General features: G+C 34.7%; 15 protein-coding genes. 9 read left to right on the forward strand and 6 right to left on the reverse strand.

The genetic code is table 11. The annotated features are described in order from the left end of the window. Positions 1-112: 112 nt before the first annotated feature. Entirely contained in the window at positions 113-931 is an 819-nt protein-coding gene (locus JVV30_RS03995) for an SDR family oxidoreductase (protein ID WP_011274915.1), read from the forward strand. Positions 932-1,123: 192 nt separating this feature from the next. Here the strand turns inward: JVV30_RS03995 and JVV30_RS04000 are convergent, their stop codons facing one another. Further along, positions 1,124-2,200: a M42 family metallopeptidase gene (locus JVV30_RS04000; protein ID WP_049426135.1), complete on the reverse strand. Its 1,077-nt coding sequence runs from the start codon at positions 2,198-2,200 to the stop codon at positions 1,124-1,126. Between the two features lie 167 nt (positions 2,201-2,367). On the opposite strand from JVV30_RS04000, the gene JVV30_RS04005 reads away from it, so the two are divergent. Further along, positions 2,368-2,829, forward strand: coding sequence for a YehR family lipoprotein (locus JVV30_RS04005; protein WP_033079732.1), 462 nt, complete (start codon positions 2,368-2,370; stop codon positions 2,827-2,829). Between the two features lie 60 nt (positions 2,830-2,889). Here the strand turns inward: JVV30_RS04005 and JVV30_RS04010 are convergent, their stop codons facing one another. Next, a complete protein-coding gene (locus JVV30_RS04010; RefSeq protein ID WP_204193562.1) occupies positions 2,890-4,467 on the reverse strand; it encodes a glutamate synthase-related protein in 1,578 nt (525 codons plus the stop codon). Positions 4,468-4,655: 188 nt separating this feature from the next. Between JVV30_RS04010 and lnsB the strand changes: the two genes are divergently transcribed. From lnsB to JVV30_RS04030, 4 genes are all read left to right on the forward strand, one after another. Then, on the forward strand, positions 4,656-5,438 hold the full coding sequence (lnsB, locus tag JVV30_RS04015; protein WP_204193465.1) for a CPBP family lipoprotein N-acylation protein LnsB: 783 nt from the start codon (positions 4,656-4,658) through the stop codon (positions 5,436-5,438). A gap of 50 nt (positions 5,439-5,488) precedes the next feature. Beyond that, on the forward strand, positions 5,489-6,289 hold the full coding sequence (locus tag JVV30_RS04020; protein WP_204193468.1) for a CPBP family intramembrane glutamic endopeptidase: 801 nt from the start codon (positions 5,489-5,491) through the stop codon (positions 6,287-6,289). A 179-nt stretch (positions 6,290-6,468) separates the two neighbouring features. Continuing rightward, positions 6,469-7,131 carry an ABC transporter ATP-binding protein gene (locus JVV30_RS04025; RefSeq protein ID WP_070854700.1) on the forward strand — a complete coding sequence of 221 codons (663 nt, stop codon included), beginning with the start codon at positions 6,469-6,471 and terminating at the stop codon, positions 7,129-7,131. After that, complete coding sequence (locus JVV30_RS04030) at positions 7,124-7,909, forward strand: ABC transporter permease (RefSeq protein WP_204193471.1); 786 nt, start codon at positions 7,124-7,126, stop codon at positions 7,907-7,909. Before JVV30_RS04025 ends, JVV30_RS04030 begins: the two co-directional genes overlap by 8 nt. Before the next feature lie 78 nt (positions 7,910-7,987). On the opposite strand, the gene JVV30_RS04035 is transcribed toward JVV30_RS04030, so the two are convergent. Both JVV30_RS04035 and JVV30_RS04040 read right to left on the reverse strand, forming a co-directional pair. Then, positions 7,988-9,454, reverse strand: a complete 1,467-nt coding sequence (locus JVV30_RS04035) for a sensor histidine kinase (protein ID WP_107629077.1) — start codon at positions 9,452-9,454, stop codon at positions 7,988-7,990. Continuing rightward, on the reverse strand, positions 9,447-10,124 hold the full coding sequence (locus JVV30_RS04040) for a response regulator transcription factor (protein ID WP_204193474.1): 678 nt from the start codon (positions 10,122-10,124) through the stop codon (positions 9,447-9,449). The genes JVV30_RS04035 and JVV30_RS04040 overlap by 8 nt, the downstream gene beginning before the upstream one ends. A 151-nt stretch (positions 10,125-10,275) precedes the next feature. Here JVV30_RS04040 and JVV30_RS04045 point away from each other — a divergent pair, with 151 nt between their 5' ends. Beyond that, positions 10,276-10,506: a hypothetical protein gene (locus JVV30_RS04045; RefSeq protein WP_204193476.1), complete on the forward strand. Its 231-nt coding sequence runs from the start codon at positions 10,276-10,278 to the stop codon at positions 10,504-10,506. A 117-nt stretch (positions 10,507-10,623) separates the two neighbouring features. Beyond that, complete coding sequence (locus JVV30_RS04050; protein WP_204193478.1) at positions 10,624-11,799, forward strand: MFS transporter; 1,176 nt, start codon at positions 10,624-10,626, stop codon at positions 11,797-11,799. A 158-nt stretch (positions 11,800-11,957) separates the two neighbouring features. Here JVV30_RS04050 and JVV30_RS04055 read toward each other — a convergent pair whose 3' ends face one another. Beyond that, positions 11,958-13,310, reverse strand: coding sequence for a carboxylesterase family protein (locus JVV30_RS04055; RefSeq protein WP_204193480.1), 1,353 nt, complete (start codon positions 13,308-13,310; stop codon positions 11,958-11,960). Positions 13,311-13,456: 146 nt separating this feature from the next. Continuing rightward, positions 13,457-15,118 (reverse strand): APC family permease, encoded by a 1,662-nt coding sequence (locus JVV30_RS04060; protein WP_070854694.1) that lies wholly within the window; start codon positions 15,116-15,118, stop codon positions 13,457-13,459. Between the two features lie 185 nt (positions 15,119-15,303). Between JVV30_RS04060 and JVV30_RS04065 the strand changes: the two genes are divergently transcribed. Beyond that, positions 15,304-15,903, forward strand: a complete 600-nt coding sequence (locus tag JVV30_RS04065; RefSeq protein WP_107629073.1) for a YdeI/OmpD-associated family protein — start codon at positions 15,304-15,306, stop codon at positions 15,901-15,903. Positions 15,904-16,014 lie beyond the last annotated feature (111 nt).

Raw genomic sequence — 16,014 nt, forward strand, 5'->3', positions numbered from 1 at the left:
GCGCTATCATTATGAGCATAAGGTTTGAGGGTGTTTGAAGTGTGGAAGATAAATATTGTATAGATGAGTTAAATTTCATTAAAGAAATTTGAAAATAGGAGTGAAAGCCGTTATGAAACGTTTAGAAAATAAAATTGCAGTCATCACTGGTGCAAGTACAGGTATCGGTCAAGCATCAGCAAAAGCCTTGGCTAATGAAGGTGCACATGTACTAGCCCTTGATATTTCGGATGAATTAGAAAAAACGGTTGAAGAAATAAATCATAATGGAGGTAAAGCTACTGCGTATAAAGTAGACATCTCAGATGATAAACAAGTCCAAGACTTTGCGGATAAAGCTAGAGATGAGTATGGGCGTGTAGATGTTATCTTTAATAATGCGGGTGTAGATAATGGCGCAGGCCGAATCCACGAGTATCCTGTTGAAGTATTCGATAAAATTATGGCAGTGGATATGAGAGGTACATTCTTAGTAACCAAATTCTTATTACCGTTAATGATGGAACAAGGCGGTTCTATTATTAATACGGCATCATTCTCAGGACAAGCGGCCGACTTATATCGTTCTGGATATAACGCTGCCAAAGGTGCAGTCATTAACTTTACGAAATCTATCGCTATTGAATATGGTCGTGAGAATATTCGTGCGAATGCTATTGCACCAGGAACAATTGAAACACCATTAGTAGACAATTTAGCTGGTACTTCAGAAGATGAAGCGGGTAAAACGTTTCGCGATAATCAAAAATGGGTCACTCCATTAGGTCGATTAGGTAAACCTGAAGAAGTAGGTAAACTTGTTGCATTTCTAGCATCTGACGATAGTTCATTTATTACTGGTGAAACGGTTCGAATTGATGGTGGTGTTATGGCTTATACTTGGCCAGGAGAAATGTTAAGTGATGATAGATGGAAGAATTCAGTAGAATAGCAATTAATTGTAATAGTTAAATTAAAATGAAGGTTAATATTATAACCCCAGTCTATGGCAGTAGACTGGGGTTTAGTGACGTCAAATGACGTTAATCTTCATTATATTAAGCACACCACACACTAGTGTGAGAATGCGATATTTTGATGATATGACTTAAACTATCAAATTCATAATATTTTAACTAGTAACTTACCATTTTATTCTCTCATAAGCATCATCATTTAGTGAACGAACGATTTCAGTTACAAGGCGTACTGAATTTTCATAATCATCTGTGTGGAGTACTGACACATTTGAATGCATATATCGTAAGGCAACGCCAATAGAAATTGTAGGTATACCTTCATTTGCAACATGGATACTTCCTGCATCTGTACCACCGCCAGCTGTTGTATCCCATTGCACAGTAATGTAATGTCTTCTTGCAACTTCTTTAATATGTTGACGTAAGCCTTGATGTGCAACATTAGATGCATCCATTAAGATTACTACAGGACCATTTCCTAAAGTCGTCTCACTTCCAAGGTTGTTCATTCCTGGTGTATCGTATGCGACTGCAACATCCACTGCAATAGCGAGGTCAGGTTTGATTTTATTAGCAGCAACTTTAGCACCACGCAATCCAACTTCTTCTTGCACAGTTGCCCCTGCATATAAATCTACACCGATTTGTTCGTCTTTAAGTCTTTTTAAAACATCGATTGCAAGTGCACAACCGTAGCGATTATCGAATGCCTTAGCAGTTAAATATTTGCCATTCGCTAATTCTTCAAATTCACTATAAGGTGTAATCATATTGCCAACTTCGATACCGTGATTTTCAGCATCTTCTTTACTTCGAACACCGATATCAATGAACATATCTTTAATTTGGACAGGCTTCTTACGTTCTTCTGGATCAAGTACGTGTGGTGGTTTTGAACCGATAAGACCACGGATTTCAGTACCATCATCTGTTGTGATAGTTACTTTTTGAGATAACATGACTTGATTCCACCAACCACCAATAGGTTGGAATTTGATAAATCCATTATTATCGATTTTAGTCACGATAAAGCCAATTTCATCTAAGTGGCCAGCGACCATAAGTGATTTTGTTCCATTGTCACTTGCTTTTTTACCGAAGATACCACCCAAACCATCTTCTATAATTTCATCACTTACAGGCTCTAAATATTCTTTCATCTTTGCCTTTACATTGCGTTCATAACCAGCAATGCCATTTACATCAGTCAATGATTTCAATAATTCAATTGATTCTTTCATAAGCACACACTTCCTAACGTCATTATTTACTATCATTGTAGCATGTAGATTTTTGATTTTCTGAAAAAATTGTTTCTAATAAAAATTATCTGGTAATGATATACGTAATAAGATAAAGTAAATGCTATAATTTAATTGAAAAATGACACAGTGGGAAGTAGATGAGTATGATGAAAAAGTTCTTTGTATTGACGATATTAATGGTGTTAAGTGTAAGTATATTAGGAGCGTGTAGTAAGGAACGCTCTAAGACATATGAAGGTGACATGGAAGGGAAGCATGTATTAACGACATTGTCTTATAAAAAGAATAAAGTAGTAAAACAATCAACGGTAACAACATTAAAATATAATGATTTCGGTATGTCTAAGAAAGAAGCTAAGAAGACGTTCCATGATCATCATCAATTGAAAGACCTTAAAGGTGTATCTTATAGCTTAGAAAATAATCATGAAAAATGGGTTGAAACAATCGATATAAACTATAAAAAAGCAAACATCAAAGAAGTCGAGAAGCACTTCTCTTTAATGGCAACATCTAAAAAAGGCAAAAAGGTCAATATGGAAGGGACCGTTAGAGAATTAAAGAAATTAGGCTTTAAACAAAAAAGTAATATGACAGATGAATAATGAAAAAGATGTCGGGACAACTCACATAATGCTGTGTCTCGACATCTTTTTATTTGAATATTAACTTATTAATTTCAGTTTGTAATCGACAATGTCTTCAATTGAACCATCTAAACGTTTAATTACAATATGATCACTCGTAATGTCATTCGGACTTTTAACACCGACGGCAGCGGCAATGTTAAATAAGCCTTCGTGTAAACTTGTGATATAGTTTGTCACACGATATTGCTTCTCATTAACAATTAACGCTTTCTCTTTCTTAGGATCTGTCGTTGCAACGCCGACAGGACATGTGTTCAAGTGACATTGTTGACTCATAATACAGCCAACATTTATCATCATACCGCGAGCGATATTAACTAAATCAGCACCTAGTCCTAATGCAATTGCTATTTTATCTGGTGTAATTAACTTACCTGAGGCAAAGATTTTCATTTTATCTCTGATTTGGTGGCGTTCTAACATGCCAGATACGATTGGAAGGGCGGTAAATAATGGAAGACCAACACCATCTTGTAATTCTTGGAACGTAGCACCGGTACCACCTTCACCACCATCAATGGTAATAAAGTCAGGATAAATGTTCATTTTAACCATTGTTTGTACGAGTGACTCAATTTCTTCCACTTTACTTACAACAATTTTAAAGCCTACAGGTTTCTGACCTAATTGGCGAAGTTTATCAACAAATTGTAATAAATCTTCAGGTGAGTCAATAAAGTCGAAGCGGTTCGGTGAATTGATCGTTTTATACGGTTCGATATTTCTAATTTTGGCAATTTCTTCTGTAACTTTATTGCCTTCCATATGACCGCCACGTGTTTTGGCACCTTGCGCCAGTTTAATTTCAAAGGCTTTAACTTCTTTGTGATGTGCTGTTTTTAGAAATTGTTCGTCACTAAAGTTACCATCTTTATCACGAACACCGAATAGACCAGGCCCAATTTGAAAGATGAGGTCGCCACCACCTTTAAGGTGATATTCTGATAAGCCACCTTCACCGGTATTCATCCACGTGCCTGCACGAGCTAAGCCTTGTGATAATGCAGTGATTGCACGACCACCTAATGCACCATAACTCATGCCTGATTGACCAACCAGTCGTTTTACTTTAAAAGGATGTTCCAAATCATCGCCTAGAACGATGGCATTATCGTCCGTTAAGTAGTACGGATCAATGTCTGTTTGATCACGATGTTCATCACGTTTGAATAATCGCTCGCTATCTACTTTATAGACAAATGTTGAAATCATAGCGTGATTATCAATTTGTAATTCATGACGTTGTAATGGGAACATGGTGTTACGTATGTAAAATCCATCTTGATATGCGCGTTGTGTCCCGAAACTAGACATTCGAGAATTGTATTTACCGGCTAGAACGATATTTGTGTACTGAATTCTTGAAAATGGTTTCCCCTCTGTATCATTCGCAAACAAATATTGGCGTAATTCCGGGCCAATCTTCTCTGCGAAGTAACGTACACGTCCTAGAACAGGATAATTACGTAAGACACTGTGTTGATCTTGTCCTTTATCTTTAAATAACAACACAAGTACCAAGCCGATTATTGAAAGTATGACAATAAATATCATTACGTTCACAATAAACTGCATTACTGTAAGTATAGAAATCACTATTATTTCTCCCCCTTTAAACCTTCTACAATTTAAATCATACACCAATGTAAATCTTTTACAATTTAAAATAAGAAGAAATTTACGATTTTTTAAAATTATTAATATGTTAGGTTAACAAATGGTATATGACATAGATGTATTTCGATGATAAAGTATGACTTACAAGATGTATGAGGTGACCTATGGAGAAAAGAAAAAAGGCAATCACGCATGAGGTTTCTACAAATCAATGGGGAAGTTCTCAAATAGTGAAGAAAGATTTCTTATTGATTCCTATTTACATCATGCTTCAAATTTTAGTACCAATTATTATTGTGTTTGGCGTTTTAGGTATTTATGCAATGATAACGCAAGATCCACCGCCACTTTATTTATATAATTTAACGTTAAGTATCAGTTTTGTCATTGCTCAATTTGTCGTTATCGTTTCATTTTTTGCGTTACATAAATATGATATTGCTGATGTCGCATTGAGACAGTATCGTATAGCTAAACGTCATTACATACCGTTAATCATTACGGTGACACTATTTGCACTGCTACTGTTTTATGCGATTAATGTTGTAGCGCAGTATCTACCAAAGCCTATTGGTTATGATATAACCCAGGCGCAACTTCGTTTAGAAGGCTTATTTAATCATCCGAGTGCAATTGTATTTACCTTTATTACTATGGTTGTGTTACAACCGTTGATTCAAGAATTAATTTATCGACATTTAATGATTCATGAACTTGGGAAAAGGCTAAATGTTAGTGTCGTCATTGTGTTGAGTATAGTGATTGAAGTAGGCGTACAGGTCTATGACTTTATATCCGTTATGGAAGTTATACCTTATTCCATATTATCGTTAGGGGCGATCGTTATATATCTGAGAACTGGCAAGAATTTAGCAGCATCATATCTGTATCATAGCTCTGTACAATTCATCTTATTTATTATTACAATGATAGAAAGATTCTTTTAAATATTGAGCATGATTAAACATACATCGTTAAAAAAGATAAGGAGAGACATATGACTTTTGAAAATGAACATGCGCAAGAAGCATCAAAGCAAGCACCATTCAAAAATGAATTTGCATCGAAACGAATTGTGAAACGTGATTTTTGGCTAATACCAGGATATTTAATCATTAATATTGTACTGCCGTTGATATTAACGATTGTAACAATGATTATGATTATGGCGATTACAGGGCAGACCTCCGAAGCGACAATGATGAAGCAAGTGATGGGAATTAATCAAATCTTCGTTTTATTAGGGCAGTGCCTCTTATTACTATTGTTTTATTTAATGCATCGTAAGTCACTCATACCATTAGCAATTCAGCGCTTTAAAGATTTGAGAAAACATATCGTACTAATCGTTGTTGTACTCATTGCGATGTATTTGGCACAATATATTTATGGTAACTTGATAGAATTATTACCTGAGAAATATCAGTTTAGTAATACTGAAAACAATAAACAAATCGAAGAGCTCTTCAAGACAAAGTGGATTTGGCCCGTATTGTTCCTAGATATTGTTATCGTAACGCCAATTGTTGAAGAATTGCTCTTTAGACATTTAATTATTCATGAACTTGGTAAGAAATTAACATACGGCGCAATGTACGTTGTTTCAGTAGTGTTATTTGCTAGTTTACATGTGTTAAGTGCATCATCTCCATTTGAAATTGGTCCATATCTTATTATGGCAATTGGATTTGTAATCGCGTATCACTACAGTGGACGGAATTTAGCAACGACGATTACGTTACATATGATTAATAACTTAATATCGTATGTTACTATTATCATTCCGCTGATTTGGTAAGTGATGCATTAAATTAGAAGTAAGGTGCAGTGTTTCAAGAAATGTCAACTTGAAGACACTTATCTTACTTCTTTTTTTGTTATTATATATATAAATAATGCTCATACATATTAAATAAATAAGTATTTTAATTTATTTTTAATAATAACAGTATTTATTATGAGGAGGTTGGTAAAAGGATGTTATTAGATGTCAAAAATTTATCATATAAAGCGGATAGACGTATGATACTAAAAAATATTAACTTTCAATTAGCTGAGGGAGAAGCAGTTGCTATTATTGGTCCTTCTGGTAGTGGTAAGAGCACATTTTTAAAGCAAATCAATAATTTAATTAGCCCGACGGATGGGGAACTCTATTTAAAAGGGAAGCCATTTAACGATTATCCTCCTGAAACATTACGAATGAAGATCAGTTATTTAATGCAACAGAGTCAGCTCTTTGGCGAAACCATTGGTGATAACATGTCATTTCCAGCGTTAGCGCGAGAGGACCGCTTTGATAAAGACAAAGCAATGGATTTATTAAAGAAAGTGAACTTAGGTCAATATGATTTGAATTCTAAAATTGAACATCTTTCAGGCGGCGAGCGTCAGAGGATTACAATTGCCCGTCAACTCATGTACCGTCCAGATATATTATTATTAGATGAATCTACAAGTGCGCTCGATACACAAAATAAGCAGACCATAGAAAATATGATTTTCGACATGGTAAAAGAAGGCGTATCCGTGTTATGGATTACACATAGTGATGATCAAAGTATGAGACATTTCCATAGACGCATTACAATTAGCGATGGTGAAATCACGAAAGAGGAGGCTTTAAATCAGAATGAGTAATACAGCCCTTTGTTTAACTGCTTTATTATTATTAATCCCCATCTTTATTTCATATAAAGAAGGATTACATATTATTAAAGATTTAGTTGTAGCTTCCATACGCGCAGTTGTACAGTTGATTATATTAGGATTTATCTTGCATTATATTTTCAAAATTGATCAAGCGTGGATATTAATGTTAGCGGTATTAGTGATTATTATTAATGCGTCATGGAATACTATTAATCGCGCTTCGCCAGTAATGCACCATGTCTTTTGGATTTCGTTTATCGCCATTTTTATTGGGACGGCGTTACCTTTAACGGCTACTGTGTTGGCCGGGGCTATCGATTTTAAAGCAAACGAAGTCATTCCAATTGGAGGCATGTTAGCGAATAATGGACTAATTGCAATTAATTTAGCGTATCAAAACTTAGACCGTGCCTTTGTGAAAGACATTACCGACATTGAATCTAAGCTTACATTAGCAGCGACCCCTAAATTGGCATCTAAAGCATCGATTAGAGAGAGTATACGTCTTGCAATCGTACCTACAATAGACTCGGTTAAAACATACGGTCTCGTTTCGATACCAGGTATGATGACAGGTTTAATTATTGGTGGCGTACCACCATTACAAGCTATTAAATTCCAATTACTTGTCGTGTTTATTCACACAACAGCGACAATCATGTCAGCCCTAATTGTAACTTATTTAAGCTATAATCAATTCTTTAACGTTCGTCATCAACTCGTTGCACGCAATAGCGCACTCAATGCACCTGTTGAAGAAGAATAGACGAAATGAGAAGTAAGGGCGTAGGACAGAATTTTATTTCAATTCGTTGTCCCACGCCCTTACTTTTTTAGAGGTTATTTAAGATTCATCCACCAATAGTATATGGAAATGAACGCCTTGTTTAGATGGTAATAGTGTGATTGCGCCATGATGATAATTCACAGCATCTTTAATAATCGATAAACCAATACCGTGTTGTGCTTTATGCGCTTTCGATGTATACGACTGTTTAAATAATGTATCTATATTTGAATGTGGTATGCCTTGACCATCGTCAACGTAATCAATCATTAACTTATTTTCAATTTTAGAAAAAGTCATTTGAATGTTAGGATTGATTTCATTATGATCAATACTATTGTTGATTAAATTAATTAATAGCCGCTCGAAATACAATTTATTACCATAAAATGTGGCGTTATCTTCTAAATAAAAGTGACATGTTATAGAATCGTAACCGATAATGTGTGTGATTCGATTGACCGTTGATTGAATTGGAAAATCTTCTTTATCTTGTTTTGTCTGGTTTGTTTCCATATCAAACGTTTGGTTCAAACTATCAATCAAATCACTCATAAATGTTGCTTTCTCCGAAATAAGTTGAACATAAGATTGCGTCTGTTTATCGGCCTGGATGAGCTTAGAATATCCATAAATAGTTGTTAATGGCGATTTCAAATCATGAGAAATTTGGCTGATCCATTTTGATTTGTAATATGAAATTTGGTTATGATAAAACTTGTCAGACAACATTTGTTCATTTAATTGCGACAAAGATGCATCTAATTCAGGATAAGTACGACGATTCTTAAATCGCTTTCGTTTCGACGTAGGCTGATGCAGTTTGCCTAACGATAAATTACCAATCCAGTCAATATAAAAAGATAACGGTCTTGTGAGTCGCTTCGAAATTAACATTGCCGTTAGAGCAATTAAGATGATGTTAACGATGATAAATGAGATGAACAGTAAAATATATGTGTTTTTACTATCATTGAATGCTTCGCCAAAATTATCATTCCACAATATCGTTCTTTGTCCTGGATTTCTTACAAAGTGAAGTTCATTGTTTGAAACCGAATAATTGTAACGATTGAAATCAAGCGTAGCGATACTATCAAGCAGTTGTGACGTCTTGATTTCATGACCATTTGTTATTTTAGGTTGTTCAATTTTATCTTTATAAATATAAACAAGATAGGTTCCTTCTTTTGATATAACTGAATTCGCATTATTGATATTTTTTAACAGTGTTGATTTTATGTTTGTATGACGCTTTGACTTAGGATAGAGAATGTCTCCATTTTTTCGCACAAAATATAAGTCAACATGATGCTTTTCAGCAAGTGATTTCAGATTATCATTGGGTGCTTGAGTGATGCCATACGTCTCTAAGTATGTAGGTTCAATTTCATTAATATCCCAGTAAATATTGGGCAATACTTTAAAAAATAGTATGATCACTAAGATACATGTAATAGTAAAGTTTAGAAGGACAAATATCGTCATATACTTAAGAAATTTTAATGTGAATTTATTAATCATCGCGATCTTCCTTAAACATGTAACCTTTACTACGTACAGTTTTAATCATTTTAGGTGCATTCGGCGTGGCTTCAATCTTCTTCCGTAATGTTCTAATATGGACCATTAAAGTATTATCATCCACGCCGGTATCATATCCCCAGACTTTAGCATAGAGTTGATCTTTAGTCAGTACTTGGTTTTTATTTTTAATAAGATAAGTTAATAAATTATATTCACGATTTGTCAGGTTGATCGGTTTATCATTAACAAATACTTCCATACTGTTGAAGTTGATGGCTAAATCTTTATAATGGTACGTCGATTGATCTGTATCATTTAAATGTAAAGAAACTCTGTAGTACAACTCCATCGGATCAAATGGCTTTTTAATATAATCGACAGCCCCATGTTCAAACCCTTTATATACATCGATATTTGTTGTCTTCGCAATCACCACGATAACGGCAGTATCCTTTAAATCAATATATTTAAGTAATTGATAACCGTCTTCAGATCTTAAGTTTAAATCCAATAATATAACCTGAAAGCTGAAATTCAATAGTTCATATTTTGCATCTTCAATATTATCGACAGACTTGATACGTTGTATCCCTTTCGTACTTAAAGATAATGTCATTAACGCATTAATATCTTTATCATCTTCAATAATGAGTACGTCGTCGTTCATGAATACCACCTCATTGTCTATCTTATAAAACTTTTTAACATTTAACTATTCTGATAATGATGATTTAAGGAAAAATTAAGATTAAACTAAGTAGCATTTAATTTGAAAATTTTAGTATATAAGTAAATCAATAAGCAAAGGAGCAAATGAAATGAAAGTCATTTCCAATGTGCTTGGGTTTATCATACTTATCCTTGTTTTATTTAATATACTCAGAGTTTTAACAAGCCTAGTTGAATCGTATTTTAATATGAATTTTGGCATTGATGGTGTACTACATAATCATTACGTCATTTATGGTGCGCTCGCATTACTTGCCATTTGTGCCTTTCTACAAGAACTTATTGAACATCGATACAACAATAATGAACATACCTTTTAAAACATAGGGGAAGAAAAATATAATTGAATATTATATAATGGAACAGTTACGAAATTTGAAGAACAGTGCGTAACTGTTTTTTTATGCAGAAATAATGAAATGAAAGGAGAAAGAAATATGTCTGTCATGCGTATAGCGACATTTATCATTAGTGTGTTTATTGTGGGCATGGTTGAAATGATGGTCGCTGGAATTATGAATTTAATGAGCGATGACCTAGGTGTTTCAGAAGCGATTATCGGGCAACTGGTTACACTTTACGCATTAACCTTCGCCATATGTGGACCTATACTGGTTAAATTAACGAATCGATTTCCTGCACGCCCCGTTCTTTTATGGACTTTAGTGGCCTTTGTCGTAGGGAATGGTATTATCGCCATTGCACCTAACTTTACGATTCTAGTCGTTGGACGAATATTATCTTCAGCTGCAGTATCCTTAATTATCGTAAAAGTTTTAGCATTAACGGCTATGCTGACAATACCTAAGAATAGAGGTAAGATGATTGGCGTAGTTTATACTGGATTTAGTGGGGCCAATGTCTTTGGTGTGCCAATTGGTACGATGATTGGTGACTGGGTTGGTTGGCGTTTTACGTTCGTATTTATTATTGTTATCAGTCTTATTGCCGGCTTATTAATGTTGAAATATCTTCCTACAACGACAGAACTTAATCAAGCCAATCGAATGTATAATAACGTTTCTGAAGATAATCAAGTCACATCTCATATTGTTCGACCAATTGAAATCGTTAAGTTTCTTGCGATTACATTACTTATTTTAATTGCCAATTCAGTGACATTTGTATTTATCAATCCACTTATTTTGGAAAATGGTCATACCATGGGCTATGTATCATTAGCGCTACTCGTTAATGGTGTTGCTGGCGTTGTTGGTACATCAATGGGTGGTGTACTCGCTGATAAATTAACAAGTAAACGTTGGTTAATCATTGCGTTTACTGTGTTTATTGTAGTTATGCTTGCAATTAATTTAGTATTGTCAACAACGGTGTTATTACTCGTAGCGCTCTTTATTTGGAATATCGTACAATGGAGTACTAATCCAGCAATACAAAGTGGTATCATCGAACATGTTGAAGGTGACACAAGTCAAGTGATGAGTTGGAATATGTCTTGTCTCAATGCAGGTATTGGTATAGGTGGTATTATCGGTGGCCTTGTTGTATCAAATACGAATGTTGAAGCGGTCACATTTGTCAGTGCCTTTATTGGCTTACTAGGACTTATCATCGTGCTTACATTGAAAAATGTGCATTATGCTAAAAACTAAGTGTATCTTATGATTGAATATAGAAAAGGCTGAGACATAAGTAATAAGATAATGCTACTTTGTGAATTCGCAGTAGCTGACTGAACTGAGAAGGCGCTTAAATCNNGGGAGTGGGACGACGAATTTATTAAGAATTCTGTCCCACTCCCACTCTTTTTTTAATTATTGTATATGTGTGGTTCTGTGTGATCAATTGAATAGGGTGCGAAGGGCATGGTACCTGTTGTGGCATAATGAACGATGTCATTTATCATACGTTTGCTTAATTCAATATCGGAAGAGTGCAATTTGATGTTATGCGCCTTAAGTATAGCCATCTTACCAAACCAAAAGACGACGTCTAAAATATGATAGGCGCTTGCGAAATCAACATACTCAGGTCGAGCCCAATCAAATCGTATTAGCCAACAACGCGGATTCTCACGCATTTGCTGTAACAAGTTAAGTGTCGGTCTTATAAAATATAACGCTGTCACAGCTTCAGCTTGTTGTTGACCCGTTTGAACATGATTAAAATCAACGTTGATATGATTCAATTTCATTACATTAACAAAACGCTGTGGCTCAAGTTTACGTGATTCATTACGAATATAACAATCACCTTCATCCTTTGTGTAGCCTAACACAACAGGTTTATTAAATTGAGCAAGTGGACGGCACATCGTTGTTTCGTTAATCGGTTGATATATTAATTCTAAGCCTTTGGATTTGCCACGTGCTTGTTCATCATATGCCATTAACTGTAGCAATGCTTGCGTGTCTAAATCGTGTATACATTTTCCGGAGAAGTGCTGTTGGATTAAGGCATCGAAGTGTTTAGCTTTGTGCACACCTATTTCTATGGAATCTAGCTGTAATACGCCACTTAATAACATGACTTGGTGGTAATAGTGGTCCAGTTGTGGTTGCTGCATTAAAGCTTGAATACTCATACTGCCTGCGGATTGTCCGCATAATGTGACATTGTTAGGATCGCCATTAAAGTATTCAATAAAGTGTGCAACCCATTTTAATAACGCAATTTGATCAGATAGGCCGTTATTTTTATCATACTGCGCATTAAAATAAGACCAATCCAGAAAGCCTAAGGCACCTAATCGATAGTTAAATGTAATTACAATGACATCATGTTGGGCAACAATATGTTCTGGTGTATATAATTCGGCTGAACCGTGACCATTCACAAAGCCACCACCATAAAAATAAATGATAACAGGCTTCTTAGATTTACCAGACGATTGACGCCAAATATTTAAATATAAACAATCTTCATCCTGTTTGAATGTATGTTGCTTAGATGAAAAGAATGTTTCTAACTTATTATACGGTTGTGGTGGGATGGCTCTAAAGCGCGTTGCATCAACTAACGTATCATATCTATATAGTGGGCTAGCATGTTTAAAACGGCGATTACCAATCGGCGGCTGTGCATAAGGAATACCTAGAAATTGTTCTATATTATGATGTGTTACCCCTTGAAAGGAACCAGCTGCTGTATTAATCGTTACCACTAAATCATCACCTACACTTATGAATTAATTTAACTATACCATGACGTATGAATATAAAAACAGATTGGGACAATGAAATTAAAATTTGTACTATATCATATTAAAAAATCCTAAGTATGCGCACAGGCATACTTAGGATGGTCAGATTAATTATTCTGTTGCTCAGCTTCTTTTCTATCAGCTTCTTGTTGTTCAGCTTCCATTGTATCTTCTTTCATTTGTTTATTGATTTTCTTAGCGCGTTTGTAATAAACACTCTTGAAGTGGCTTGTAATACCAATTCTATAAAAGACAAGTGCTAACACGATAATAACTAAGAAATCATAAGGATAGTGAATAAAGTTCATACCTTTAAACTCTTTACTACCGATAAATGACATACAAGCTAAAAGGATTAAGTATACGATAATCCACATACTACCGCCGATTTGTTTTTTAGTGTTTTTCCAATTCATTTTATATTCATAGAAGAAATAAATTGGTAATCCTAAAATAATGATGAAAATAACTTCGGCAGTTGTTGGCCACATTGCCCAATAAATTGCTAATGACGCAAGTACAAAGGATAATGGTGCCATCACTTTTAACATAGCGCCTCGGAATGGACGATGCAATTTAGGTCCCATTTCACGTAATGACATGACGGTTGTTGGACCTGTTAAGTAAGCGACTAATGTTGCTGTTGAAATAACGGCAGCAAGTACGCCCCAATCACGGAATAATGTAACCATGACCATACTGATGATGGCATTAAATACGATAGCTACTCGTGGAATATTATACGTTGTGTTAATTTTACCTAAGAATTTAGGAATATGACCATTACGTTCCATCGCGTTTAGTACACGACCAGTAATCGCAACGAATGATACGCCAGTTCCAAATGGTGATACAACCGCTTCGATGTATAGCAAGATAGCTAACCAGTTAATGCCTAATAGGATTGCCATATCTGCGAATGGTGAATTGAAGTTAATACCACTCCAACCGTGTTCGCTAATCATTGATTGTGGCATTGATGTAATAAATGTGCTTTGTAGTATGATGTACAAAATGGCACTTAATGTTAAAGAAATGGCAATACCACGTGCAATATTCTTTTCAGGGTTCTTAATTTCTGATCCCATATTAATGATGGTTTGGAATGCATTAAATGAGAAGATAATCCCTGATGTTGTTGTTGCTGCAAAGATAGGTGCACTACCATACGGCATAAATTCGCCTATAGAAGAACCGTAATTGCTTGTGTCGAAACCTGAAAGCATTAACATAATAATTGTTAATAACGGTACACCTAATTTGAAGAACGAAATTAAACTTGTGAATGATGTTAATAATTTAACAGACCAATAGTTTAATAATGAAAAAATAATGATAATGACGTACACAGCGAATAAACCTGTTGTACTAATTGAGCCATTATGCATTAATGCAGAAGTTGGTTTCGCCCAATCCCATGGCCATGAACTGATATATTGAACAGCAGACACAGCTTCAATAGGAATGATTGTAACTAATGATACCCAGTTTGCCCATGCGGCAATAAAGCCTAGCAATGAACCGTGTGAATATTGAGCATAGTTACTCATACCACCAGATTGAGGGAACATTGTTCCTATTTCGATGTAGTTATAAGAAATCGTTCCTATAACGATAAACCCGATAATCCAAGATAATATGGCTGCAGGACCAGCTGCAGAAGAAGCTTCCCATGCACCAAATAACCAGCCTGAACCAATTAAACTTCCTAATCCTAACAAAACAAGTTGGACCAGATTGATTTTACCTTCGTTATTATTTTGTCCCATAAATACTCCTTTATGTTATTTTAATATTCATCAAAAATGATACGTTATAATTATACGCTTATCATTTCATTAGTCAATTTATGATTTTGTAAATTTACAAATGATTGTGTTATAAATAGTTATTGATTGACTTAAATAATATAATGATTGTATTGTTATCAAACTAACGATATGGGGTGACTAAGGTGTCAGAGAAACAATCCGATAAACAGGTGTTAGCTTTTCTTGAAAAGGAGAGTCAGTGGCAAGAAGCTTATCAATATTTAAGAAATTTAATCTTTAATGAGTCAGAATTAGAAGAAACATATAAATGGATGCATCCGACTTATACAATTAATGATAAAAATGTTATTACGATTCATGGTTTTAAGCATTATGTAGCCTTATTGTTTCATAAAGGTGCAATTTTAGAAGATAAATATGAATCGTTAATTCAGCAAACAGAGCGTGTTCAAGCAGCAAGACAATTACGTTTTGAAACATTAGATGAAATTAAACTGCGTCGAGACGAAATTTTATATTATATTGATGAAGCCATTAAAACAGAAAAAGCGGGCAAGAAAGTTGAAATGAAGAAGACAGAAGACTATGAAATGCCTGAAGAATTACAACAAGCATTTAATGATGATCCAAAATTAGAAGAGGCATTTTATCAATTAACGCCTGGCAGACAGCACCAGTACATGTATCATATTTCACAAGCGAAACGTAGCCAAACAAGACAAAATAGAGTTGAAAAGTATATCGACCATATTCTTGAAGGTAAAGGCATGTACGATAAATAAAAAGAGAATAAAAAAATCGGGACATAATGTGTTTTAAGACGACCGTCAAATGACGTCTTAAAAGTAGGATTATCGGCAGAGACACTCACGATTCGACAAAATTTGAAAAAT

It is taken from the genome of Staphylococcus sp. GDY8P47P (assembly GCF_016892225.1).
In the GTDB taxonomy this organism is placed as follows: domain Bacteria; phylum Bacillota; class Bacilli; order Staphylococcales; family Staphylococcaceae; genus Staphylococcus; species Staphylococcus borealis.